Source organism: Shewanella violacea DSS12 (assembly GCF_000091325.1).
Taxonomy (GTDB): Bacteria; Pseudomonadota; Gammaproteobacteria; order Enterobacterales; family Shewanellaceae; genus Shewanella; species Shewanella violacea.
Window position 1 is genome coordinate 481,475 of the sequence record NC_014012.1, and the last position, 22,027, is coordinate 503,501.

23 protein-coding genes and 1 pseudogene are annotated in these 22,027 nt (G+C 45.9%); 14 read left to right on the forward strand and 10 right to left on the reverse strand.

Going from position 1 to position 22,027, the window contains the following annotated elements:
• Window positions 1–149: 149 nt before the first annotated feature.
• The 7 genes and pseudogenes from SVI_RS01925 to SVI_RS01955 form a co-directional block, all read right to left on the reverse strand.
• Complete coding sequence (locus tag SVI_RS01925) at window positions 150–1,628, reverse strand: RNA polymerase factor sigma-54 (protein ID WP_013049699.1); 1,479 nt, start codon at window positions 1,626–1,628, stop codon at window positions 150–152.
• A 151-nt stretch (window positions 1,629–1,779) separates the two neighbouring features.
• A complete protein-coding gene (lptB, locus tag SVI_RS01930; RefSeq protein ID WP_041419582.1) occupies window positions 1,780–2,511 on the reverse strand; it encodes an LPS export ABC transporter ATP-binding protein in 732 nt (243 codons plus the stop codon).
• A gap of 104 nt (window positions 2,512–2,615) precedes the next feature.
• A pseudogene (gene lptA / locus SVI_RS01935) lies at window positions 2,616–3,149 on the reverse strand (lipopolysaccharide transport periplasmic protein LptA); the annotation flags it as partial.
• Window positions 3,150–3,252: 103 nt separating this feature from the next.
• Window positions 3,253–3,810, reverse strand: coding sequence for an LPS export ABC transporter periplasmic protein LptC (gene lptC / locus SVI_RS01940; RefSeq protein ID WP_013049702.1), 558 nt, complete (start codon window positions 3,808–3,810; stop codon window positions 3,253–3,255).
• Window positions 3,807–4,364, reverse strand: a complete 558-nt coding sequence (kdsC, locus tag SVI_RS01945; RefSeq protein ID WP_013049703.1) for a 3-deoxy-manno-octulosonate-8-phosphatase KdsC — start codon at window positions 4,362–4,364, stop codon at window positions 3,807–3,809. Before kdsC ends, lptC begins: the two co-directional genes overlap by 4 nt.
• Window position 4,365: 1 nt before the next feature.
• Complete coding sequence (locus SVI_RS01950) at window positions 4,366–5,343, reverse strand: KpsF/GutQ family sugar-phosphate isomerase (RefSeq protein ID WP_013049704.1); 978 nt, start codon at window positions 5,341–5,343, stop codon at window positions 4,366–4,368.
• A 38-nt stretch (window positions 5,344–5,381) separates the two neighbouring features.
• Window positions 5,382–6,341, reverse strand: coding sequence for a calcium/sodium antiporter (locus tag SVI_RS01955; RefSeq protein ID WP_013049705.1), 960 nt, complete (start codon window positions 6,339–6,341; stop codon window positions 5,382–5,384).
• 181 nt (window positions 6,342–6,522) lie between these two features.
• Between SVI_RS01955 and SVI_RS01960 the strand changes: the two genes are divergently transcribed.
• The 7 genes from SVI_RS01960 (at window position 6,523) to murA (ending at window position 11,328) form a co-directional block, all read left to right on the forward strand.
• The gene (locus SVI_RS01960) at window positions 6,523–7,341 is read left to right on the forward strand and encodes an ATP-binding cassette domain-containing protein (RefSeq protein ID WP_013049707.1); all 819 of its coding nucleotides are present in this window, start codon (window positions 6,523–6,525) and stop codon (window positions 7,339–7,341) included.
• 58 nt (window positions 7,342–7,399) lie between these two features.
• The gene (gene mlaE, locus SVI_RS01965; protein WP_041419584.1) at window positions 7,400–8,182 is read left to right on the forward strand and encodes a lipid asymmetry maintenance ABC transporter permease subunit MlaE; all 783 of its coding nucleotides are present in this window, start codon (window positions 7,400–7,402) and stop codon (window positions 8,180–8,182) included.
• Between the two features lie 55 nt (window positions 8,183–8,237).
• Window positions 8,238–8,702 carry an outer membrane lipid asymmetry maintenance protein MlaD gene (mlaD, locus tag SVI_RS01970; RefSeq protein ID WP_013049709.1) on the forward strand — a complete coding sequence of 155 codons (465 nt, stop codon included), beginning with the start codon at window positions 8,238–8,240 and terminating at the stop codon, window positions 8,700–8,702.
• An 86-nt stretch (window positions 8,703–8,788) separates the two neighbouring features.
• On the forward strand, window positions 8,789–9,451 hold the full coding sequence (locus SVI_RS01975; RefSeq protein WP_157608643.1) for an MlaC/ttg2D family ABC transporter substrate-binding protein: 663 nt from the start codon (window positions 8,789–8,791) through the stop codon (window positions 9,449–9,451).
• Window positions 9,452–9,478: 27 nt separating this feature from the next.
• Window positions 9,479–9,754, forward strand: a complete 276-nt coding sequence (locus tag SVI_RS01980) for an STAS domain-containing protein (protein ID WP_331370562.1) — start codon at window positions 9,479–9,481, stop codon at window positions 9,752–9,754.
• A gap of 4 nt (window positions 9,755–9,758) precedes the next feature.
• Entirely contained in the window at window positions 9,759–10,046 is a 288-nt protein-coding gene (locus tag SVI_RS01985; RefSeq protein ID WP_013049712.1) for a BolA family protein, read from the forward strand.
• Between the two features lie 13 nt (window positions 10,047–10,059).
• Complete coding sequence (gene murA / locus SVI_RS01990) at window positions 10,060–11,328, forward strand: UDP-N-acetylglucosamine 1-carboxyvinyltransferase (protein WP_013049713.1); 1,269 nt, start codon at window positions 10,060–10,062, stop codon at window positions 11,326–11,328.
• 148 nt (window positions 11,329–11,476) lie between these two features.
• On the opposite strand, the gene degS is transcribed toward murA, so the two are convergent.
• The 3 genes from degS to SVI_RS02005 all read right to left on the reverse strand — a co-directional run bounded on the left by degS (window position 11,477) and on the right by SVI_RS02005 (window position 14,605).
• The gene (degS, locus tag SVI_RS01995) at window positions 11,477–12,559 is read right to left on the reverse strand and encodes an outer membrane-stress sensor serine endopeptidase DegS (RefSeq protein ID WP_013049714.1); all 1,083 of its coding nucleotides are present in this window, start codon (window positions 12,557–12,559) and stop codon (window positions 11,477–11,479) included.
• A 173-nt stretch (window positions 12,560–12,732) separates the two neighbouring features.
• A complete protein-coding gene (degQ, locus tag SVI_RS02000; RefSeq protein ID WP_013049715.1) occupies window positions 12,733–14,085 on the reverse strand; it encodes a Do family serine endopeptidase DegQ in 1,353 nt (450 codons plus the stop codon).
• A gap of 145 nt (window positions 14,086–14,230) precedes the next feature.
• Window positions 14,231–14,605, reverse strand: a complete 375-nt coding sequence (locus tag SVI_RS02005; protein WP_041419585.1) for a ZapG family protein — start codon at window positions 14,603–14,605, stop codon at window positions 14,231–14,233.
• A gap of 102 nt (window positions 14,606–14,707) precedes the next feature.
• On the opposite strand from SVI_RS02005, the gene zapE reads away from it, so the two are divergent.
• From zapE to rnr, 7 genes are all read left to right on the forward strand, one after another.
• Window positions 14,708–15,814 (forward strand): cell division protein ZapE, encoded by a 1,107-nt coding sequence (gene zapE / locus SVI_RS02010; protein ID WP_013049717.1) that lies wholly within the window; start codon window positions 14,708–14,710, stop codon window positions 15,812–15,814.
• 250 nt (window positions 15,815–16,064) lie between these two features.
• Window positions 16,065–16,496 (forward strand): 50S ribosomal protein L13, encoded by a 432-nt coding sequence (gene rplM / locus SVI_RS02015; protein WP_013049718.1) that lies wholly within the window; start codon window positions 16,065–16,067, stop codon window positions 16,494–16,496.
• A gap of 14 nt (window positions 16,497–16,510) precedes the next feature.
• Window positions 16,511–16,903, forward strand: a complete 393-nt coding sequence (rpsI, locus tag SVI_RS02020; protein ID WP_013049719.1) for a 30S ribosomal protein S9 — start codon at window positions 16,511–16,513, stop codon at window positions 16,901–16,903.
• 139 nt (window positions 16,904–17,042) lie between these two features.
• Entirely contained in the window at window positions 17,043–17,231 is a 189-nt protein-coding gene (locus tag SVI_RS02025) for a DUF2065 domain-containing protein (protein ID WP_013049720.1), read from the forward strand.
• A gap of 66 nt (window positions 17,232–17,297) precedes the next feature.
• Window positions 17,298–18,593: an adenylosuccinate synthase gene (locus tag SVI_RS02030; RefSeq protein ID WP_013049721.1), complete on the forward strand. Its 1,296-nt coding sequence runs from the start codon at window positions 17,298–17,300 to the stop codon at window positions 18,591–18,593.
• A gap of 213 nt (window positions 18,594–18,806) precedes the next feature.
• Entirely contained in the window at window positions 18,807–19,469 is a 663-nt protein-coding gene (locus tag SVI_RS02035) for a tetratricopeptide repeat protein (protein WP_231847761.1), read from the forward strand.
• 68 nt (window positions 19,470–19,537) lie between these two features.
• Window positions 19,538–22,027, forward strand: coding sequence for a ribonuclease R (rnr, locus tag SVI_RS02040; RefSeq protein WP_013049723.1), 2,490 nt, complete (start codon window positions 19,538–19,540; stop codon window positions 22,025–22,027).

The following is a 22,027-nucleotide window of genomic DNA, read 5'->3' on the forward strand; positions in this document are numbered from 1 at the left end:
AATTCCCTGTTTTACCAGGAGTTGAGCCTAACTAATATCGACTACAGGCCGCTTCTGGTGATTAGCACTTACAATAAGCGTTAATCAGGCCGTCACTTAAACTAGGTTCCCCTAGTTAGGCTATGACCTTTATTCCTTTATTCCTTATTCTACAAACTCTTACGTTGATTCGATGGTGGAATCAACATAGCTTCACGATACTTAGCTATGGTGCGTCTCGCAACCTTAATGCCCTGATCCGCTAATAACAAGGCCATCTTACTGTCGCTGAGTGGTTTCTGTTGGTTTTCGGCGGCGACCAGCTTCTTTATGAAAGCACGAATCGCGGTAGATGAACACTCCCCACCATCATCGGTAGCTACATGGCTTGAAAAAAAGTATTTCAGCTCAAATATGCCCCTTGGGGTATGCATATATTTCTGTGTAGTGACGCGGGATATGGTGGATTCGTGCATCTCAACGGCTTCGGCTATGTCGTTAAGTACCATAGGTTTCATTGCTTCTTCACCGAACTCGAAGAAACCCTGTTGGAATTTCACGATACATTTTGAGACTTTCAGTAAGGTCTCGTTGCGGCTCTCTAAGCTCTTGATAAACCATTTAGCCTCTTGCAGATGCCCACGAATAAACTGGCTATCTGCTTGACTCTTTGTACTTTTTGCCATAGATGCATAATGTTGATTTACACTGATCTTCGGCATGTTGTCTGGATTTAATTCGACCATCCAGCGACCTTTCTTCTTAGTCACTGTGACGTCAGGGATGACATATTCATCCTTGCCCGGGGTAACGGCCAATCCAGGACGGGGGTTAAGCGTCTGGATTAACTCTATGGCATCTCTAAGAGCATCTTCCTTGAGCTTAGTCTTGCGCATTAGCAGGCGAAAATCTCGTCCGGCGATCAGATCCAGATGGTCTCTGATCAGGATCCTGGCGTTATCTATATGTGGAGTCGTGTCAGCGTATTGTGCCAGTTGGATCAAGAGGCATTCACTGAGATCTCTGGCTGCGATACCGATAGGATCGAAGTGTTGGATGCGTTTAAGTACGGCTTCAATTTCATCCTGTTCAATTTCAGGATCTCCCATGGCTTCGAGAATATCTTCAATGCTCTGGGTGAGATAGCCTCTCTCATCTATGGCCTCAATGATGGCCGTTGCTATGGCGAGATCGTTATCAGAAAACGGTGTTAGATTCTTCTGCCATTCGAGATGCTCATACAAACCTTCGCTGGTCTCCCCCTGGAAGGGCATATCGTCGTCGCGCATGGCACCGGAAGTTGAGTTAGGCGATGCGGTATAGACCTCGTCCCAAGTGGTGTCCATGGGGAGCTCTTCGGGCATAGAATCTCGGGTTATCGCCTCGGAGGTTTCAACCGCTGAGTTGTCAATTGGGCCATCGCTCTCTGCAGTGGCACTAAAGTCTTCAGTGTCTACGGTCTTGTCTTCGCCATTGACTGGGGGATCAACTTGCTCTTCATCTAGTTCGAGTAAAGGGTTGGAGTCTAACGCTTGTTGGATTTCTTGTTGCAGTTCCAGCGACGATAATTGCAATAGACGTATAGCCTGCTGCAGTTGTGGTGTCATGGTTAACTGCTGACCCATTTTAAGCTGGAGTGACGCTTTCATTTACCGCTATTCCCTTCATGTAATTATAAAATGAGACAGCCTGCTTGGACTTGTTTGGGGCTTCTCTGAGCCCCTGAATTTTAGGCTAGGTAGCCGAGTATCTGTAGTGACTCATCCCTTAATACGCGTTAAGAATAAGCCTCTTGATTAACTATAGCTTGAATTGTTCACCTAAGTACACAGCTCTTACTTGCTGATTGTCCATGATTTCGGCGGGTGTACCTTCAGCGATTAAATTTCCGTGACTGACTATGTAAGCTCGTTCACATACGTCTAAGGTTTCACGCACATTATGGTCGGTGATCAGTACACCTAAACCACGGCTCTTAAGCTGCTGGATAATTTTTTTAATGTCGATAACCGAGATTGGGTCGACACCTGCAAAAGGTTCATCCAGGAGAATAAACTTAGGGTTGGCTGCTAAGGCTCTGGCTATCTCGACGCGTCTGCGTTCGCCCCCCGAGAGCGCCATGCCTTGGCTATCTCGGATGTGAGTAATATTAAATTCTTCTAGAAGATTCTCGAGTTGTTCTTCTCGAGCGTTGTTATCTATATCTGAGCGAGTCTGCAGGACAGCCATTATGTTATCCCGCACCGATAACTTCCTAAATATGCTCGCCTCTTGAGGCAGATAGCCAATGCCTTTTCTTGCCCTCAGGTGCATAGGATCTAAGGTTAGATCATCATCATCGATTAAGATCCTGCCTTTATCACTCTGTACTAAACCGACGATCATGTAGAAAGTGGTGGTTTTTCCTGCGCCATTAGGACCTAGCAGGCCGACAATCTGGCCGGTTTTTACTGTGATACTAACATCCTGAACTACGGCACGACTCTTATAACTCTTGGCAAGGTTGACTGCCTTTAGCGTCATCTGGCTCATTGCTTTTCCTGCCCTATGATTGGTAACAGAGCTGGCATAGCGTCTTGCTTATTAGCTTGATTGTTAGTTTTATCTTGTTCTATTTCAGGTAATTCCGTCGGTAGTTTCTTGGCCGCCGGCGGTTGTTTTGCCTTATCTTGGCTGGTATCTTGATAGCTTTCAGGCTGGATAATGGTGATGACCCTATCATTGCCTTTACTTTCAGCTATTAACTGTTGCTTAGCTATGTTGTAGCGAATCATATTACCTGTCACTCGACTAGCATCTTGTTCCAGCGTGGCATTACCTAGTAAGGTTAAGGTTCTGCTCGATAGTTCATATCTAATTTCTTTGGCACTGGCTGAAGCCGGGCGTCCATCTTCCATTATTTGCGAGTAAGTCGCGGGATTGCCTATGGCGACAAGTATTTTTCCGCCGCCATCTTCTTTAGAGGTCGCTCTGAGTTCGTCGGCCAAGATCTTGATCGATCCCTGAGTCACCTCTACCGGACCATGAAAGATCATCTGATTGTTCTTGATATCCGCTTCTTGACTAGAGGCTGAGATCTTAACTTCTTGCATGAGATCATTTTGCTTTGCTATACCACTAAAGCTTGTGACACACAGTAGAGCTGCGATGATTAGGTTATGTTTGTTCATATCGTCCTTCAAATGGCGTACTTGTCTTATTCACAACACATATGGAGCGTTGGTCTGAGTCTAATTATTTTTTACTTTTACTTTGGGCTAGTGCAGCTTAAGGCTAATTGACCTCATATACTCCTTTAACCTTACTCAATAGTTGTACTTTCTGAGCTTTAAGATCACCGAACAAGCCCATACCTTGGATCATAAAATCATTACCTGTGATGTACACCTCACGATCTGAGGTCATGATCATGGTATTGAGGTCTAATTCCAAGTAACTGGTTTTCATGGTTTGGATCGGCTCTTCAGCGTTGACTGAATCGATAATAACATCGTTCTCGAGCACGACTTTACCTGACTTTTTATCCAGTGTTCCCATCGTCGATTGCAGGCGCCATTTTGCTTGGCCACCGTTGGGATAGACTAGGTATATGGGCTTAGTGAAATAGGTCATATTGGCCTCATCGAAGTGCTCCATATGGGTGGCAGTGACTCGGCTGCTGACTAAACCTAACTCATTATAATCGACACTACGCAGATCATCGGCAATATAATCTGGTCTTAAGCTGGCATCGAACGCCACCCCTTGATCATTTTTCTTGGATTGTACTTGCCAATACAGCAGCAAGGCCGTTCCGAAGAAAGCTATGATGCCCAGAGTCACTCTATTCATATACTCATACCGTGTGCGGTATCGAATTTCTCTTGGCTGAGGAGTAACAGATCCGTTAACTCACGTAAGGCCCCATGTCCGCCTTTGATGCTAGTGACAAAGTCGGCAGCTTGCTTCACATAAGGGTGACCATCTGCGACACAGACTGAGAGGCCTACTTGTTTCATTACCGGCAGATCAACCATATCATCACCTATATAAGCCACCTGTTCTGGGGTCACATCATATAGGGATAATAGCGCTTGGTATGGCATTAATTTGTTGTCGACACCTTGATAAATATGTTCGATGCCCAGTGCTGTCATGCGGTCTTCGACTATCTGAGACTTGCGCCCTGTGATGATCGCCACGGGAATATCACTGGTGAGCAGAGATCTCACTCCGTATCCGTCCCGAGTATGAAAGGTCTTTAGCTCTTCACCGCCATTACTCATGTAGACCAGACCATCGGAAAATACGCCGTCTACATCGCAGATAAGCAGTTTTATCTGCTTAGCTTTCTGCCAAACCTTGTCCGTTACAGGACCATAAAAACTCTGATGAGATTCATTCATTCTAGATTACTCCTGCCTTCACCATATCGAGCATATTTAATGCTCCTATGGGGGTGTTATTATCATCTACTATGATGAGACCATTGATATCTTTTTCGTCCATCACTTTTAGTGCTTCGGCGGCCAAAATCCCCTCGGATATGGTGGTACAGGCTTTACTCATCACATCGGATATAGATGTTTCTCTTAAGTTGACCTGGGCGTCTATGACTCGGCGAAGATCGCCATCGGTAAAAATACCCACTAACTTGTTGTCATCATCGGTAACCGCTGTCATACCTAAGCCCTTGTTCGATATCTCATAGAGAGCATCTGTGACACAGATATTATGCCTGACCAGAGGCAGTTCGGAACCTTTATGCATGACATCACTGACTTTAAGCAGTAATTTTCGACCTAACATACCACCTGGGTGTGATAGAGCGAAATCATCTCTGGTAAAGCCTCTTGCCTGTAATAGTGCTACTGCTAGGGCATCGCCCATGACTAAGGTTGCCGTGGTGCTGGATGTTGGCGCGAGTCCTAAGGGGCAAGCTTCTTCGGGCACTTCGATACACAGATGCACGACCGCATGTTTAGCCATGGTAGATTCTGGATTACCCGTTAGCGCTATGATAGGCAGGCCCATACGTTTAATGACCGGCATCAAGGTTAAGATTTCCGAGGCTTCTCCAGAGTTGGAGATGGCTAAGATGATATCGTCCTCACTGAGTACGCCCAGATCCCCATGACTGGCTTCACCGGGATGAACAAAAAATGCGGGTGTTCCTGTGCTGGCGAAGGTAGCCGAAATTTTATTGCCGATATGACCTGACTTGCCCATCCCCATGACGATGACCTTGCCCGTGCACTCGAAGATCAATTTACAGGCAGCGGCAAACTCAGCCGAATCTACATATTGATATAAGTTATCGAGAGCCTTTCGCTCCACATCGATAACTTTCTTGCCCCATTGGCGTAATTTATTTACATCTAGCATTTCGAACTCTCTGTTTATTCAGTCTGAACCAAGTCTTGTTAAGCAAGAAAAAGGACTAGTTGATACGAGATAAAGGTCAACAATAACACGCCTCCATGCCAAGGCTTTAATGCTCTTGCACGGCCACTCAGTAAAATGAGTATGACAAGGGCGCTACTCGTGGCCATTACCATATAAAAATCTCGGGTACTGGCCGCTGCATCGACTTCACCTGGGGCTATAATTCCTGGAAGTGCCAGTACGGCGAGAATGTTGAATAAGTTTGAACCGACAATATTACCTATAGCCAGATCGTGTTCTTTTTTCAGTACGCCAGCCACACAAGCCGCAAGTTCAGGCAAACTCGTGCCTATGGCTATTATGGTCAATCCTATGACCAAATCCGATAGATGATAGGCTTTGGCGATACCGACCGCGCCCTGAACCATCCAGTCGGCAGACAGGGGTAATAAAATAATGCCGGCGATTAGCCAGAAAACTGCCTTGTGAGTCGGGACTCCCTTAGGAATTTCTTTATCGGCCTCATCTTCTAGTGTGTCAACTTGCTTGCTGGTTAAGCCATGCCAGATAAGGTACCCCATAAGAATGAAGAAGAGTCCCATCAAGGTAACGCCTTCCGTGCGTGTCAGCATGCCATCATGAAGGAAATATCCCGCGATAGCTGTGGCAGCCAACATCAAGGGTATTTCCCGTAACAGGGTCTGGGAGCGAACAGAAATCGCTCCTAACAGAGCCGTGATACCTAATATCAAGGTGATATTAGCGATATTTGAACCTAATACGTTACCTATGGCTGTATCTGTCATGCCTTCCATGGATGCCGTGACCGCGACGAACATTTCAGGAGCTGAGCTGCCCATTGCCACTATGGTCAAGCCGATTAACATAGGTGGGAGTCCGAGGTTGCGGGCAAAGGCTGACGCACCATAGACAAATTTGTCGGCGCTCCACACCAAAACGCTCAATCCCGCAATAAGCATGAAAATATTAAATAACATTTAATTCAATTCTAAAATGACTCTATGGGCATTTTCGCTGGATTTGAATGAAAATGAAAGTATTGAGACAAGATAAGTGTCGATTCAGTTGTGCCTATAAGCGCAATTACGTACAATTTGCTGCTCAGTTTCTGTCAGACTTGTCTGTCTTCCCTTGGTGCTTGTACTTAATGGATGCGGTATGAACATAGAAGTGTCACCCAAACCTAAGTCATTGGTGGAGATCCGCAACTTAAAATTTAGTCGCGGTGACCACGTCATTTTTGATGATATTAGCCTATCTATTCCCAAGGGGAAGATCACCGCGATCATGGGCCCGAGTGGAATAGGTAAGACGACCTTGCTCAAGCTGATTGGCGGACAGCTCACTCCCGATTCAGGTTCGGTATTCTTCGATGGCAAAAATGTGCATAAATGTAGCCGCAAAGAGCTATTTACCCTGCGTAAGCGCATGAGCATGCTATTTCAAAGTGGGGCCCTGTTTAGCGACATTAATGTGTTCGATAATGTGGCCTTTGCTCTGCGCGAGCATTCAGGGCTCGCCGAAGAGATTATCGCTCGTATAGTATTGATGAAATTAGAGGCGGTTGGTTTACGAGGCACTGCCAAAATGATGCCTAGCGAGCTTTCCGGCGGCATGCAGCGCCGGGTGGCGCTTGCCAGAGCGATTGCGCTCGAGCCCGATATGGTGATGTATGATGAACCTTTTGCAGGCCAAGACCCTATTTCAATGGGAGTGCTGGTGAAGCTGATCAAAGAACTTTCTTCTGCTTTGGGGCTCACCTCTGTGGTGATATCCCATGACGTACAGGAAGTCTTGGGCATTGCCGATTATGTTTACGTTATGGCCAATAAGCGAGTGATAGCTCAAGGTACTCCAGAGGAATTACGAGTCGCCGACAATGAACTGCTTAAACAATTTATTGGTGGTGAACCTGATGGCCCGGTTCCTTTTCATTTTCCAGCATCAAATTATGCCGAGGAGTTAGTCGGTCAGTGAAAGATAAACTTATTAGCAAGTCGATAATGTGTCCTCTTAATATAGAGAGGCTAGGTTTATGAGTATGCCTGATAGTTTAGCCAATCTTGGCCGTGGCGGCATAGATCTGGTTACAGGCTTGGGCAGAGCTGGTCTCATGCTTTGGGGGGCTGTAGTCCGTAAGCCACGTTTAAAGGGATTTTCGCTATTTGTTAAACAACTTTATGTTGTTGGCGTGCAATCTATGGTGCTAATACTGATATCGGGTCTGTTTATTGGCATGGTATTGGCCTTGCAGGGGTATAATATTCTCGTTGGTTTCGGTACCGAGGAGAGTCTTGGCCCTATGGTTGCCCTGAGCTTGCTAAGAGAATTGGGTCCTGTGGTGACAGCGCTGTTATTTGCGGGCCGAGCTGGCTCGGCGTTAACCGCCGAAATAGGCTTGATGAAAAGTACCGAGCAACTCTCCAGTCTGGAGATGATGGCTATCGATCCCCTAAGACAGATTATAGCGCCTCGGTTCTGGGCCGGTGTGGTGAGTCTGCCTCTGCTGACCTTGATGTTTACCGCCGTGGGGATCTATGGTGGTCACCTAGTAGGAGTCGAGTGGAAGGGGATAGACAGTGGCAGTTTCTGGTCGATTCTGCAGGCCTCTGTAGAGTGGCGTCAGGATATCGTCAACTGTTTGATTAAGAGCTTCCTGTTTGGCATAGTCGTGACCTGGATTGCTCTGTACAGAGGTTATCAGGTGACGCCAAATCCTGAAGGGATAAGTAAGGCCACGACTCAGACGGTTGTTCAGTCGAGTCTGGCAGTATTGGCATTAGATTTTTTACTTACGGCGCTAATGTTTGGCCGTTAATGGATTTCATTGAGCTGACTCAAGTCGGCTCAATATGTAGAGTGGAAATGAGAGTATGTTAACTCGTAAAATTGAAGTATTGGTGGGAGTGTTTCTACTATCAGGCCTAGCAGCTTTTTTGATCTTAGTGTTCAATGTAGCCAATGTTGAAGTCAGGTCAGGGGCTAATAATTACACCCTATATGCTAAATTTAGCAATATAGGTGGGCTTAAAGTGCGTTCGCCGGTCAAGGTTGGTGGTGTGGTTGTTGGGCGGGTGAGTGCTATTACTCTCGATCCCACCGAACTGGTGCCTGTGGTCAAGTTGTCTATGGATAAGCATTTCGATCAGTTCCCTGAAACGAGTAGCCTTTCCATTTTGACTTCGGGTTTACTGGGTGAGCAATTTCTGGGACTAACCCCTGGATTTATGGACGATGATATTTCCATGTTGGTCGATGGCGATAGAGTCCACGATACCCACTCGGCACTTGTACTGGAAGAGCTTATTGGTCAGTTCCTATATAGCGTCAAAGATTAGGCTTAAATTGAGTCAAGCTTCTATAGAAGCTAGTGATAGATTGAAATAAATAGTCGAATATTTTTTTATAGCGTCAAGGATTTTAAATGAGAATGTTTAATTGTATCTGTAAGTATACCGCTTCACTTCTTTTGCTGGTTTTGAGTGCTACAGCCCATAGTGAAGACTCGGTCGTAAACACCATGAATCCTTATGATATGGTTGAGGCGGTCGCAAATAATACTTTTGCCAGATTTCATCAGGATATTGACATAATTAAGGCTAACCCAGACCATCTTAAGCTGATAGTCTCAGATGAACTCATGCCTTATATCGATTATAAGTATGCTTCTTATAAAGTCATGGGCACACATCTTAAGGCCACGACAAAAGAGCAAAGACAGCGATTTGTAATAGCATTCCAAGGCTATCTGGTATCGACCTATGCTCAGGCGTTCACCGAGTACACAGATCAAAAAGTGAGGTTTTCTCCAGGGAAAGATTTTACCGGCGAGAAGATGGTCGATGTCAATGTTGAACTAATAGAAGCGGGTCGACCGGCGATAAAATTAATGTTTAAAGTGCGACGTCTCAAAGACGGTAGTTGGAAGGCATTCGATCTTGTTGCCGAAGGTGTTAGCTTGCTGGCATCTAAGAGCTCAGAAATTTCGAACTTGATCCGTCAAAAAGGGATTGAATCGGTAATTTTAGAATTAGAGCAACGCAATAAAGGCCATGTGAGTCAAAAATCTAATGGGGTTAAGCTCTAAGTGCTAGAGTTTATCTGCCAAGATTCAGTGTGTTGTATTTCGGGTAGGCTTTCACAAGGAGATGTGGTTAAGCTTTGGGGTAAGAGAAAGCGTCTGCTCAGTGATAATATTAAGGTCATTGACCTGTCTGCACTGACTTATAGCGACAGCGCAGGCATAGCTTTCATCCTAGAGCTGATAGCCCTGTCTAAGCAACAAGGAAGAGAGATAACACTCAGTTCTGCATCGAGTCAGCTATCGAAACTAATTGGGTTATACGATTTGGAACACTTCTTCGATGAAGAAGTAAAAAAAGGTAAATAGAACCATGGATACCAACGAGACAGAACTAGCAAATGAAGCTGCGAAGCTCAAAGAGATCGAGCAGCTGCTTCAAGATGCACTCTCATTAGATGAAGTGCATGTGACCCAAGCTGGGACCCACTATAAAATTGTGGCCATCGGCGAGTGTTTCGATGGTATGGGGCGCGTAAAACAGCAACAAACTATATACGGGCCTCTGATGGAACGTATTACCAGTGGTGAGCTACACGCGCTAACTATCAATGCTTTCACGCCGACACAATGGAAGCGTGAAAAAATCTTCAACATGTAAACCGAGATCTAAATTGGATAAATTAAAAATTCAGGCGAGCAAAGCGCTGGCTGGTGAAGTAGTGATCTCCGGGGCTAAGAATGCCGCCTTGCCTATCTTGATGGCTGGCGTGTTGGCTGAAACCGACTTTGTCATTAGTAATGTACCGGATCTTAGAGATGTAAACACAAGTTGCGAGTTGCTTCGTTGCCTAGGCGCCGAAGTAAGCCGTACCGATAACAGTGAAGTGCGTATCTCTACCACCTCTCTGGATAATTTTTGTGCGCCTTACGACCTAGTTAAAACTATGCGTGCATCGATTCTAATTTTGGGACCATTATTGGCTCGTTTCGGCACCGCCGATGTATCCCTGCCTGGTGGCTGTGCCATTGGTGCTCGTCCGGTGAATCTTCATCTCCATGGTTTAGAACAGATGGGTGCGAAGATCGAGGTCAAAGAGGGTTATATCAAGGCCCGTGTCGATGGGCGTCTAAAAGGCGCACATATCTTCATGGATATGGTTAGCGTGGGCGCGACAGAAAATTTATTGATGGCAGCTTCCCTTGCCGATGGTGAAACCATCATAGAGAATGCCGCCCGTGAACCCGAAGTTGTCGATCTGGCTAATTGCCTTATCGCCATGGGCGCGAAAATTGAGGGTGCAGGTACTGACTCAATTCGTATTCAAGGAGTCGAATCACTTCAGGGCTGTCATTATCGTGTGATGCCAGACAGAATCGAGACAGGTAGCTTCTTGATTGCCGCCGCGGTCACTCGTGGCAAGATACGTTGTGTTAAGGCGGATCCAAAGACTCTTGAGGCCGTACTTGCCAAGCTTGAAGATGCAGGTGCTAAGATCACCACAGGTAATGATTGGATTGAGCTTGATATGCAAGGTCAACGCCCTAAGGCGGTTAATATTAAAACCGTGCCATATCCTGGTTTTCCAACGGATATGCAGGCGCAGTTTTGTTTGCTCAATGCGTTAGCCGAAGGTACCTCAACCATTACCGAAACCATTTTTGAGAATCGTTTCATGCATGTACCTGAGCTTATTCGTATGGGCGCAAACATGGAACTTGAAGGTAATACCTGCATTATTCAGGGTATTGAGCGACTCAATGGTGCTCAAGTGATGGCGACTGACTTAAGAGCTTCGGCCAGCCTAGTTATTGCTGGACTTGTTGCCGATGGCACCACGATAGTCGATCGTATCTATCATCTGGATCGCGGTTATGAGCATATCGAAGAGAAGTTTAGAGGCTTAGGTGGTCAGGTAGAGCGCACCAGAGAACCTGTATAAGTTTTATAGTAAAAAGATAAGCCAGTTATAGCAAAAAGCCATCGATACCTGAGTGTCGATGGCTTTTTTGTTTTCTGTAAGCGCTATTGCTAGGAAAAAATAAAAGGTCAGCTGCTGGCTGACCTTTGTATGAATCATTTTATAGCAGTTACTCTGGGATATTAGTATTCTCACCAATGAGTACTGGCACATCATAGGGCTTGCCCTTACGTATGATGGTCATGGATATGTGTTTTCCAGGGGGCGTTTCGGCAATCCTATCCATGAGCATTTCAACTCCAGGAATATCTTCTCCCTGGTATTTTATGATCACATCTCTTGGCTGTAGCTGGGCTTGGGCCGCTGGTCCATTAGGATCGACCGCTGTGATAACCACACCGGTAAGATCTGGTAGGTTTAATATTTGTGCCATCACTGGGCTGATGGGCTCACCGCTAATGCCTAGTGCTCCTCGGATCACCCGGCCATTTTTAATCAGTTTACCCATTATGCTGTGGGCGAGTTTGATAGGAATGGCGAAGTTTATGCCGTGGCCGCCACCTTCCTCTCCGACTTGGAAGGCCGCAGTGTTAATGCCTATCAGGTGGCCACTGGTATCTATCAGTGCTCCGCCTGAATTTCCTGCATTAATCGCTGCATCAGTCTGCAGAAAATCCAGGTAGCCAGAACTGAGTCCATTACGTCCAGTGGCACTGATGATGCCCTGAGTGATGGTTTGGCCTAAGTTATATGGATTTCCTATGGCTAAGACAACATCACCGACCTGTGCCGGTACCCCTAAGTTAATAGGTACTATAGGTAGACTATCGCCTTCAATTTTTAATACGGTTAGATCTGTTATGGGATCTGAACCAACAACTTCCGAGGTGAATTTACGACCATCTTGCAGGGCGACGACTATCTCATCGGCTTTTTTGATTACATGGTAATTGGTGAGAATATAGCCTTCACCACTCATGATCACACCTGAGCCAAGACCCTGTAGGGTACTAGAGTTAAGAGGTTTATCACGATTGACACTTAGACTATAGATATTGACAACGGCAGGGGCCGCACGCCGGACAGCCATAGAGAATGAAAGCTCAACACCATCATCACCACGCTTTTGAAAAAATAGACTCGTCACATCCCTGTTTGCCAAGAATGGTGTTACGACCAGAAAGACTGCGGCCATAATTAGACCGAAAAAAACGGCTTTGCCGAGATAGAGTAGAGTGTCTTTAAGGGCCATATCAGAGAATTTTAAAGAAAAAGTAGCCTAAGATTACCATGTTTAAAGCTTGAAGGTAATCAAGATAGAATGATGAAGCATCAAAGAAGATAACCTTTTCAGTGCTTGGTTATTGGTTTGTCTGAGAATAAGAAAAGGCATAAAGGTTAAGCGTATCCTTTATGCCTACATTGCTATCTCAAGACTAGGTATAGGTTGCTCTTGTCACGTTTGATCTTCAATGCGACGGTACCTTGTTGATCGGCAAGTTTCGCCTTTAGGGATTTAAGGTTTTTTATTTGTGAGCGATTCACGCCGACAATAAGATCGCCTTTTTGCAAGCCACTGGCAGCAGCCGGTGAGTTTTGAGCCACATCGGTAATCTCGACGCCTTGTTGACTATTTTCTAATGCCGCGCCGGTTAGCATGGGATGAATAGCGCCAGCGGCAGTCTCAGTAGTCTGACTTGTTTCGCCTAATGTCGCGGTTACAGTGCGTTTATTACCATCACGGATCAAGCCAAATTTGACTTCAGCGCCAGCGCCCATGGTGCCAACTTTGGCTCTCAGCTCCTGGAAGCTTTTGATATTGCGCCCATTGACACTGACAATAATATCTCCCGCCTTTATACCCGCCTTATCGGCCGCGCTATCGTCCATTACCTGATCGACAAAACCGCCATGCTGAGTGTTTAAACCGAAGCCTTTCGCCAGTTCATTGGTTAGGTCTCGACCCGTTACGCCTAATACACCACGGCGGACTTCACCGTGTTCAATGAGCTGATCGACCAAGTTGCTAACCATATTAGAAGGTATAGCGAAGCCTATGCCTACGTTACCGCCGCCGGGAGCTACTATGGCGGTATTGATACCAATAAGGTCTCCATTGAGATTGACTAAGGCGCCGCCTGAGTTACCACTGTTAATGGCTGCGTCGGTTTGAATGAAGTTTTCCAGCATCTCAATGCCCAGACCTGAGCGGCCCATGGCGCTGACAATACCCGATGTCACAGTTTGACCTAGGCCGAAAGGGTTACCGATAGCGACGGCAAAGTCACCGACCCTGAGTTTATCGGAATCGGCACGTTTTATTGCGACCAAGTTATCGGCTTTGATCTGCAACAATGCGATATCAGCCTCGGAATCAGTGCCAATAAGTTTAGCCTCGACCTCACGTCCATCATGGAGGCCGATTAGAATTTCATCAGCTCCGTCAATCACATGATTATTGGTGACTATATAGCCTTTAGCGGCATCTATGATCACCCCGGAACCTAATCCTCTAAATGGGCGTTCCTGAACTTGTTCTCTGGGGGCGTTAGGGCCGAAAAAATATCTGAAGGCATCGGGCAGTTTCTGTTTAGAAATATGGGTCCCGGTGACGGCTACGGCAACTACGGCTGGTGTTGTGCGCACTAGCATAGGAGCCAGGCTGGGAATGGATTGTCCTTCGGCCGCCATTGGAATCGCTGCTTGAGAGAGGCTAGGTGCCAAAGAGAGCGATGCCGTAAGCAGGGCGGCTGAAAGTAAACTTAACTTGGATTTCATCTATTCATAGCTCCAATATCGGATTCGTAAGGATTACTTAAGGATATAGAGGTTTTCTGGGCTATATCAAGAAGCAATCATCAATCTTTTTGTTACTGAATCCGACAATAGGCTAAGGATGAAAGTTCATATTTATTAACAAAGGTTAATTATTTTGATTCACTATTATGACATTTTCACTGTCTAGTTCATCGTCTTGTACGCTTATGGTGTCGTGATTGGTTTCATTACCGACTAAGCTAGCTAGAGGCTTAGCCTTGCTTTTGGGGGCTAGGGAATTTGCCGCCTCATTCCACTGCTTATTGACCTTGTTTAATTGCTCCGTCAGCTCGGCGAGTTGTTTATGATGCAGCTCGAAATGATCTGTGACTTCTTGTTTGTGTTGACTCAATTCTAATTTTGTCTGCTCGTGAGCTTTACCCTTGCCATCGGATTCACTGTTACGGGCTAGGATCGTGTGACCGACGTAACCCAATAGGATACCTAGTACTAAGCTTGCAATAATTAAGGGCCATTCCATATAAAACTCCTTTACAGCAGGAACTGAAAAATTCGAATAAACAATTATTGCTGGCATGATACCATCTAGACGTTCATTTAAGCATTAAAGAGATTATTTTACGTGTCCCAGCTAACTCCATGGCAGCATTACCAGCAAGACTTGACTCGAGATGAGTTTTCATACGATCCAGCGCAGGAACAAGCGGTAAAAAGTTTGCAGCGTGTGTTTGATGAAATTCAGCTTATTAGTAGTAAGCCGACTTTAGTCAAAAAGGTATTTTCGCTTTTGGGGGCAAAACAGCAGACGGTTCAGGGGCTATATCTCTGGGGCGGAGTGGGGCGTGGCAAAACCTACTTGATGGATACCTTCTATGATGCTTTGCCTGGAGAGAGAAAATTACGGGCACATTTCCATCGCTTCATGCATCAGGTGCATTTAGATCTCGATAATCTAAAAGGACAGAGAGACCCTCTGTTGACGATAGCAAAGCAGATGGCAGAGAAGTATCAGGTTATCTGCTTCGATGAGTTCTTCGTGTCGGACATTACCGATGCCATGTTACTCGGAACCTTATTTCAAGCCCTATTTAAAGAGGGAGTAGCGCTAGTCGCGACCTCCAATATCATTCCCGATGAACTCTACCGTAATGGCTTGCAGCGAGCGCGTTTTCTGCCTGCCATCGCGCTGATCAACCAACATTGCCAAATCCTTAACGTGGACTCAGGCATCGACTATCGTCTGCGTACTCTCGAGCAGGCGGAGATTTACCACTTTCCTCTGGATGTTAAGGCTGATACTAATTTACTCTCGTATTTTGATAGGTTGGCACCCGAGTCTGAAGTGTCACTGGATGGGATAGAGGTTGATGGCCGTAATATAAGTATAAGAAAACAGGCTCAAGGAGTTTTGTTACTGGATTTTCTTGCTCTGTGTGATGGTCCTAGAAGTCAGAGAGATTATATGGAACTTGCCTGCTTGTATCATACAGTCTTACTCAGCGGGGTTAAGCAGATGGGTGATAAGCTCACCGGCGATGATATAGCCCGACGTTTTCTCGCCATGGTGGATGAGTTTTATGAGCGCAATGTCAAACTCATCATCTCAGCTGAAGTATCTTTAGAAGATATCTATACTGAAGGCTTGTTGAGTTTCGAATTCAGACGTTGTCGTTCACGTCTCACCGAGATGCAATCCCATGACTATCTGGCTTTAGAGCACCTGCCATAGGCTACATATTTCATCTTTTATGGCTTACAGAGACTAGGGAGTTATTTAAATCACCTGCACTGCAAATTTTAGGTGATTTTTAGCTCATCTTTGTCTATAATCCGCCACCTGCCCTCGTTACTCCATCGATTAGATGGAAGTTGTAAAGCCTAATTCTTTGCTCGAAGGGGTGGGGAATGGCACTATTTGTGTTTTTACCAATTCTTGGTAAAGCATTTGAGACAGAATTTTAACATTGGGTTTTTGTAAAATGAAGACTACTTTTACTGCTACACCAGAGACAGTCACTCGCGAGTGGTTTGTTGTTGACGCTGAAGGTAAAACTTTGGGTCGTATCGCTACTGAAATTGCTTCACGTCTACGTGGCAAGCATAAGCCAGAGTATACACCTCATGTTGATACCGGTGATTACATCATCGTTATCAATGCTGAAAAAGTTACCGTCACTGGTAATAAAGCGAAAGGCAAAGTGTACTACTCGCATTCAGGTTTCATCGGTGGCATCAAGCAGATCACCTTTGAAAAGCTGCAAGCTCATAAGCCAGAAATGATTATCGAGAAAGCAGTTAAGGGTATGTTACCTAAAGGTCCTTTAGGACGTGCCATGTTCCGTAAACTTAAAGTTTATGCTGGTACAGAACATAACCACGCTGCACAACAACCTCAAGTTCTTGATATCTAAACGGGATTAAGCTAATGGCTGCAACTCAGTACTACGGCACTGGCCGTCGCAAAACATCTACTGCACGCGTATTCGCGAAAGCAGGAACTGGCAACATAGTTGTCAATCAACTTCCACTAGATCAGTATTTTGGTCGTGAAACTGCTCGTATGGTTGTTCGTCAACCACTAGAGCTAGTTGAAATGACTGACAAACTAGATATCTATGTAACTGTAAAGGGCGGTGGTATCACTGGCCAAGCAGGTGCAATTCGTCACGGTATTACCCGTGCATTGTTGGAACTTGATGAAGCTCTACGTCCATCTCTACGTGCTGCTGGTTTTGTTACCCGTGATGCTCGTAAAGTTGAGCGTAAGAAAGTTGGTCTACGTAAATCACGTAAGAAGCCACAATTCTCAAAGCGTTAATTTTTCGCTATCGAGAACTCAAAAAACCCAGCTTATGCTGGGTTTTTTATTGCCTGAAAATAGACCATCCCCTTACCTATTTGTTAATCTAATCCTAATCCCATTCAATTTTACTGTACGCTATCCGGAATTTTAATTTATGTCACTACAGCTAATCATGCTAGCGTTAGGAATTGTGCTTGTTATCGAAGGAATAGGGCCACTATTATTTCCTAATCGCTGGAGAGCGTATTTAAAGGAAATTTCGAACCAAAATCAGCAACTTCTGCAACGTTTGGGTGGTGGTTTAGTAACCGCTGGTATCGTTTTGTTGATTATTTTTTCATAAATTACTTGCCTACCGCCCCTATAGATCTGCTAAAATCCCGTTTTAACCACTACCGTGCAGCAAATAATGGGCAAAAACGTCGTAGTTCTCGGCACCCAATGGGGTGACGAAGGAAAGGGTAAGATAGTAGATCTACTTACCGAACAGGCTAAATATGTCGTTAGATATCAGGGTGGCCACAATGCTGGTCACACTCTTGTTATCGATGGCGAGAAAACTATTCTTCATCTTATTCCATCAGGGATCTTACGTGATAATGTAAAATGCATTATCGGTAATGGTGTGGTGCTTGCACCAGACGCTCTGATGACTGAGATCAACATGCTTAAAGAGCGTGGAGTTCCTGTTGAGGAACGTCTACTTATCTCTGAAGCGTGTCCACTGATCCTTCCATTCCATTGTGCTCTAGATGTTGCCCGTGAGAAAGCTCGCGGTAATAATGCTATTGGTACAACGGGCCGTGGTATTGGTCCTGCATACGAAGATAAGGTTTCACGCCGCGGTCTTCGCGTTGGCGATCTGTTTGATGCTGAGTTGTTTGCAGAGAAACTGAAAGAAGTGATGAGCTATCACAACTTCATGTTGACTGAATACTACAAGTGCGAAGCTGTAGATTACGAAAAGACATTGAAAGATGCTTTGGCAATCGCAGATTACCTTAAGAGTATGTGTACCGACGTGAGTCAGTTGCTTGATACTGCTCGTAAAGCCGGTGAGCCAATTCTGTTTGAAGGCGCACAAGGTACATTACTTGATATCGACCATGGTACTTATCCTTTCGTAACCTCTTCTAATACTACCGCAGGTGGTGTTGCTACAGGTTCAGGATTCGGTCCACGTCATCTGGATTATGTATTGGGTATCATGAAGGCTTACACGACTCGCGTCGGAGCCGGACCTTTCCCCACTGAACTAGAATGTGAAATTGGTGACTACTTAGGTACTAAGGGTCACGAATTCGGTGCGACTACTGGTCGTAAGCGTCGTCCAGGTTGGTTAGACATAGTAGCAATGAAGCGTGCTGTACAGATTAACAGCGTAAGCGGTTTCTGTCTGACTAAGCTAGATGTGCTAGACGGTCTGAAAGAAGTGAAAATCTGTGTTGGTTACCAGTATCCAGATGGAAGTGTCGCTACAGTGACTCCTCTTGCAGCCGAAGGCTATGAGAAGGTAACACCTGTACTGGAAACTCTGCCTGGTTGGAGCGAAACCACCTTCGGCGCGACTTCTTTAGAGCAATTGCCACAAGCGGCATTGAACTACATTAAGCGTCTAGAAGACTTGTTAGAAACGCCAATCGATATTATCTCTACGGGTCCCGATAGAAACGAGACCATGATTCTGGTGAATCCGTTTAGTTAATAGAAAGAGGCCGCATATAGCGGCCTTTTTATTGCTTCTTATATTGAGATATAGGCTTATAGCAAATGCATGCTGTACTCAAGAAATGAGTTATACTGCCGATGACCTATTATGTACCCAATAGGCGAGTATTGATGTGACAAGGTATTTACCGATAATCGAGTGTCTTGTCCGATCACTACTTATGTTTATGACATTTTCGCGAGAGAGCTCATGCTACAAGAAGTGCTAAAAGTTTCATCGAAAATCATGTGGCGTTATCTGTTGTTATCGATAGTGACGCTTACGCCAGCTTTGTGCTGGGCCGAAACCGAGACTCAAGCCGTGGATATCTATAGTCAGGAGCAGTTAATTGAACTGATCAGGACCAAACAATATCTTACACGAGTCACGGGGGATGATTGTCAGTTAGTCCAAGATATTGAGGCGAGAGCCGAGGTGCTCAAGCAGCCCCTGTATCAGTATCTTTGGGCCGAGATGCTTAATCATGGTATTTGTGTAAAAGCAAACCCACCGAGAGGCATCTCTTTACTGCGTGACTCTGCCGAGCAGGGGAGCGCCGAGGCTATGCTCAGGATTGCCGAGTACTATCACGATGGACATTTTGTGATACAAGATCGTGAGAGAGCCATTCATTATGTGATGCCCGCAGCGGCCAATGGCGACCTGCCGTCACGTATGATGCTAGTTAGACTTTTTGGTGAAGGCTATGGTAGCCCAAGAGATTTTGAGTTGGGATATCACTGGCTATACAACGATGTATTTAGTGATGAGGCGACCAAAGAGCAAGCCTTAAAATTATTGAAGGTGCTAGAGCAGAAGATGCCGCCCAGCGCAGTAGCTAGGGCAAAACAGGAGCACCTGAGATCCCGATAAACAGTACCAGTTACCTATTCGTAATTGGTATGACCCGGAATGTTCCGGGAAAATATTTGAGATATTGAATGATCAAAGATCCGCATTTAAAGCGTGAACAAGATAATTACGAGAACCCCATTCCAAGCCGTGAGTTTATTTTAGAATACTTACGTTCAGAAACATCCCCATTAAATCGTGAACGCATAGCACAGGCGCTTAAACTCGAAGGAGAGGAGCAGCTTGAGGCGCTTAGACGCCGTTTGCGTGCCATGGAGCGGGACGGGCAGCTTGTATTTACCCGTGGGCAGGCTTATGGCCTCCCAGAGCGTATGGACCTGCTTACAGGTACTATCATAGGTCACAGAGACGGTTTTGGCTTCTTGAAGCTGGAGGGGGGCGGTGACGACCTCTTCATCAATAACCGTGACATGATGATGTATTTCCACGGCGACAAGGTATTGGCGCAGAAGGCTGGAGTCGATCGTAAGGGTCGTCGCGAAGCACGTATTGTACGTCTGGTCGAGCAGAGAGCCGCTGCCTTAGTTGGGCGTTTCCATCTGGATTCCGGCATGGCTTTCGTCATTGCCGATGACAGGCGTATAGGCCAAGAGATACTTATTGCCGATGAAGACCGTAACGGTGCTCGCCAAGGTGATGTAGTGGTGCTCGAATTGACACGTCGTCCGGGCCGCTATGTGAAGGCCGCAGGTAAAGTTACCGAAGTTTTAGGTAAGCAGCTTGCTCCGGGTATGGAGATCGAGATAGCCCTGCGTAACTACGATCTGCCACATACCTGGTCGAGTCTGATTGAGAAGAAGCTGCGCGCTATTCCCGATGAAGTGACTGAAGATGACAAAGAGGGTCGAGTGGATCTACGCCACTTGCCTTTAGTGACCATAGATGGCGAAGATGCCCGCGATTTTGATGATGCGGTTTATGCCGAAGCCAAAAAGAGCGGTGGCTGGCGTCTTTGGGTAGCTATTGCCGATGTGAGCCATTATGTGCGCACCGAATCGGCATTAGATAAGGAAGCACGCGCTCGAGGAAACTCGGTGTACTTCCCATCACAAGTTATTCCTATGCTGCCAGAAAAAATCTCTAATGGCTTATGTTCTTTAATGCCTGAGGTTGATCGTTTATGTATGGTTGCCGAGATGACTATCTCAGCAGCAGGTAAACTATCTGGATATAAATTCTATCCGGCGGTTATGCATTCTCATGCTCGTCTGACCTATACCCAGGTTGCCGATATGCTTGAAGGCGGTGAGGTGAGTGATAAGCTCAAACCTATATTCCCCCATCTGCAGACGTTGCAATCCTTGTATCTGACTCTGGATGTGACACGTGCACAACGAGGCGCCATCGCATTTGAGACCACTGAGACTCAGTTTGTTTTCAATGCCGAGCGCAAAATTGACAGCATAGTGCCGAGAAATCGTAACCAGGCCCATAAGATCATCGAAGAGTGCATGATCTTGGCTAACGTGGCATCGGCCAAGTTCGTCAAGAAGCACAAGGGCGAAGTCTTATACCGAGTCCATGAGTCTCCATCTGAGCAGAAGTTGACTAACTTTAAAGACTTCCTCAAGGAACGTGGCCTGACCATGGGCGGCGGACTTCAGCCAACACCCACTGATTATCAGGCGCTGATGGAGTCGATCACTGAAAGACCCGATGCCGAGCTTATCCAGATCATGTTACTGCGCTCTATGAAGCAAGCGGTTTACACACCGGATAATGAAGGACACTTTGGTTTAGCCTTAGAAGCCTATTCGCATTTTACTTCGCCAATTCGTCGTTACCCTGACTTGATCTTGCATCGCGTTATTCGCTTCCTGCTGGCGAAAGAACAGGCAGAGACAACAGAAAAATGGACACCGGGTGGTGGTTATAACTACCAGCTCGAAGAGTTAGATCTTCTTGGTGTCGAGTGTTCGACTACAGAGCGCCGCGCCGATGAGGCGACACGCGATGTTAGCGATTGGCTCAAATGTGAGTTTATGCAAGATCACGTGGGCGATACCTTCGACGCAGTAGTGGCCTCGGTTACTCATTTCGGCATGTTCGTCCGCCTGAATAAACTGTTTATCGATGGTTTAGTGCATATCTCCAGTCTTGGTAGCGATTACTACCAATATGATAATATGCGTCAACGTCTGGTTGGAGAGTCATCCGGTCAGGTATACCAGATAGGCGATAAGGTCAGAGTTAAGGTGGCTAGCGTCAATCTGGATGACAGACAGATAGACCTAATGATGGAAGGCGACTCAGGCGGAAAACCTGGCTCTCGTCGAGGCAAGAAACCTATGACGGCTCGTGATCGAGTCAATGCAGAGGGCGCTAAGCTAGGTAAAGCAGATAAGAGCGGTAAACCTAAGCGACGCGGTTCTCGCTCAAAATCTGCGGCAGGTAAAGCTGCTGCTGATTCAGATAAAACCAATACAAGCGGTGGAGCTAAAAAGTCCGGCGCTAAAACCAAGACCACGGCTAAGAAGTCGAAGGCTAAAAAGTCTTCAGCAAAAAAGGCTTCAGTAAAAAAGAGCCCGGCTAAGCGTAAAGTCAAAGCAAGTAAGTAA

What these genes read in the sequence shown, in the direction of transcription:
- SVI_RS01925 (WP_013049699.1), bottom strand. Translation starts at nt 1,628, where the DNA reads ATGAAAGCGTCACTCCAGCTTAAAATGGGTCAGCAGTTAACCATGACA.
- lptB (WP_041419582.1), bottom strand. Translation starts at nt 2,511, where the DNA reads ATGAGCCAGATGACGCTAAAGGCAGTCAACCTTGCCAAGAGTTATAAG.
- lptC (WP_013049702.1), bottom strand. Translation starts at nt 3,810, where the DNA reads ATGAATAGAGTGACTCTGGGCATCATAGCTTTCTTCGGAACGGCCTTG.
- kdsC (WP_013049703.1), bottom strand. Translation starts at nt 4,364, where the DNA reads ATGAATGAATCTCATCAGAGTTTTTATGGTCCTGTAACGGACAAGGTT.
- SVI_RS01950 (WP_013049704.1), bottom strand. Translation starts at nt 5,343, where the DNA reads ATGCTAGATGTAAATAAATTACGCCAATGGGGCAAGAAAGTTATCGAT.
- SVI_RS01955 (WP_013049705.1), bottom strand. Translation starts at nt 6,341, where the DNA reads ATGTTATTTAATATTTTCATGCTTATTGCGGGATTGAGCGTTTTGGTG.
- SVI_RS01960 (WP_013049707.1), top strand. Translation starts at nt 6,523, where the DNA reads ATGAACATAGAAGTGTCACCCAAACCTAAGTCATTGGTGGAGATCCGC.
- mlaE (WP_041419584.1), top strand. Translation starts at nt 7,400, where the DNA reads ATGAGTATGCCTGATAGTTTAGCCAATCTTGGCCGTGGCGGCATAGAT.
- mlaD (WP_013049709.1), top strand. Translation starts at nt 8,238, where the DNA reads ATGTTAACTCGTAAAATTGAAGTATTGGTGGGAGTGTTTCTACTATCA.
- SVI_RS01975 (WP_157608643.1), top strand. Translation starts at nt 8,789, where the DNA reads ATGAGAATGTTTAATTGTATCTGTAAGTATACCGCTTCACTTCTTTTG.
- SVI_RS01985 (WP_013049712.1), top strand. Translation starts at nt 9,759, where the DNA reads ATGGATACCAACGAGACAGAACTAGCAAATGAAGCTGCGAAGCTCAAA.
- degS (WP_013049714.1), bottom strand. Translation starts at nt 12,559, where the DNA reads ATGGCCCTTAAAGACACTCTACTCTATCTCGGCAAAGCCGTTTTTTTC.
- degQ (WP_013049715.1), bottom strand. Translation starts at nt 14,085, where the DNA reads ATGAAATCCAAGTTAAGTTTACTTTCAGCCGCCCTGCTTACGGCATCG.
- SVI_RS02005 (WP_041419585.1), bottom strand. Translation starts at nt 14,605, where the DNA reads ATGGAATGGCCCTTAATTATTGCAAGCTTAGTACTAGGTATCCTATTG.
- rplM (WP_013049718.1), top strand. Translation starts at nt 16,065, where the DNA reads ATGAAGACTACTTTTACTGCTACACCAGAGACAGTCACTCGCGAGTGG.
- rpsI (WP_013049719.1), top strand. Translation starts at nt 16,511, where the DNA reads ATGGCTGCAACTCAGTACTACGGCACTGGCCGTCGCAAAACATCTACT.
- SVI_RS02025 (WP_013049720.1), top strand. Translation starts at nt 17,043, where the DNA reads ATGTCACTACAGCTAATCATGCTAGCGTTAGGAATTGTGCTTGTTATC.
- SVI_RS02030 (WP_013049721.1), top strand. Translation starts at nt 17,298, where the DNA reads ATGGGCAAAAACGTCGTAGTTCTCGGCACCCAATGGGGTGACGAAGGA.
- SVI_RS02035 (WP_231847761.1), top strand. Translation starts at nt 18,807, where the DNA reads ATGCTACAAGAAGTGCTAAAAGTTTCATCGAAAATCATGTGGCGTTAT.
- rnr (WP_013049723.1), top strand. Translation starts at nt 19,538, where the DNA reads ATGATCAAAGATCCGCATTTAAAGCGTGAACAAGATAATTACGAGAAC.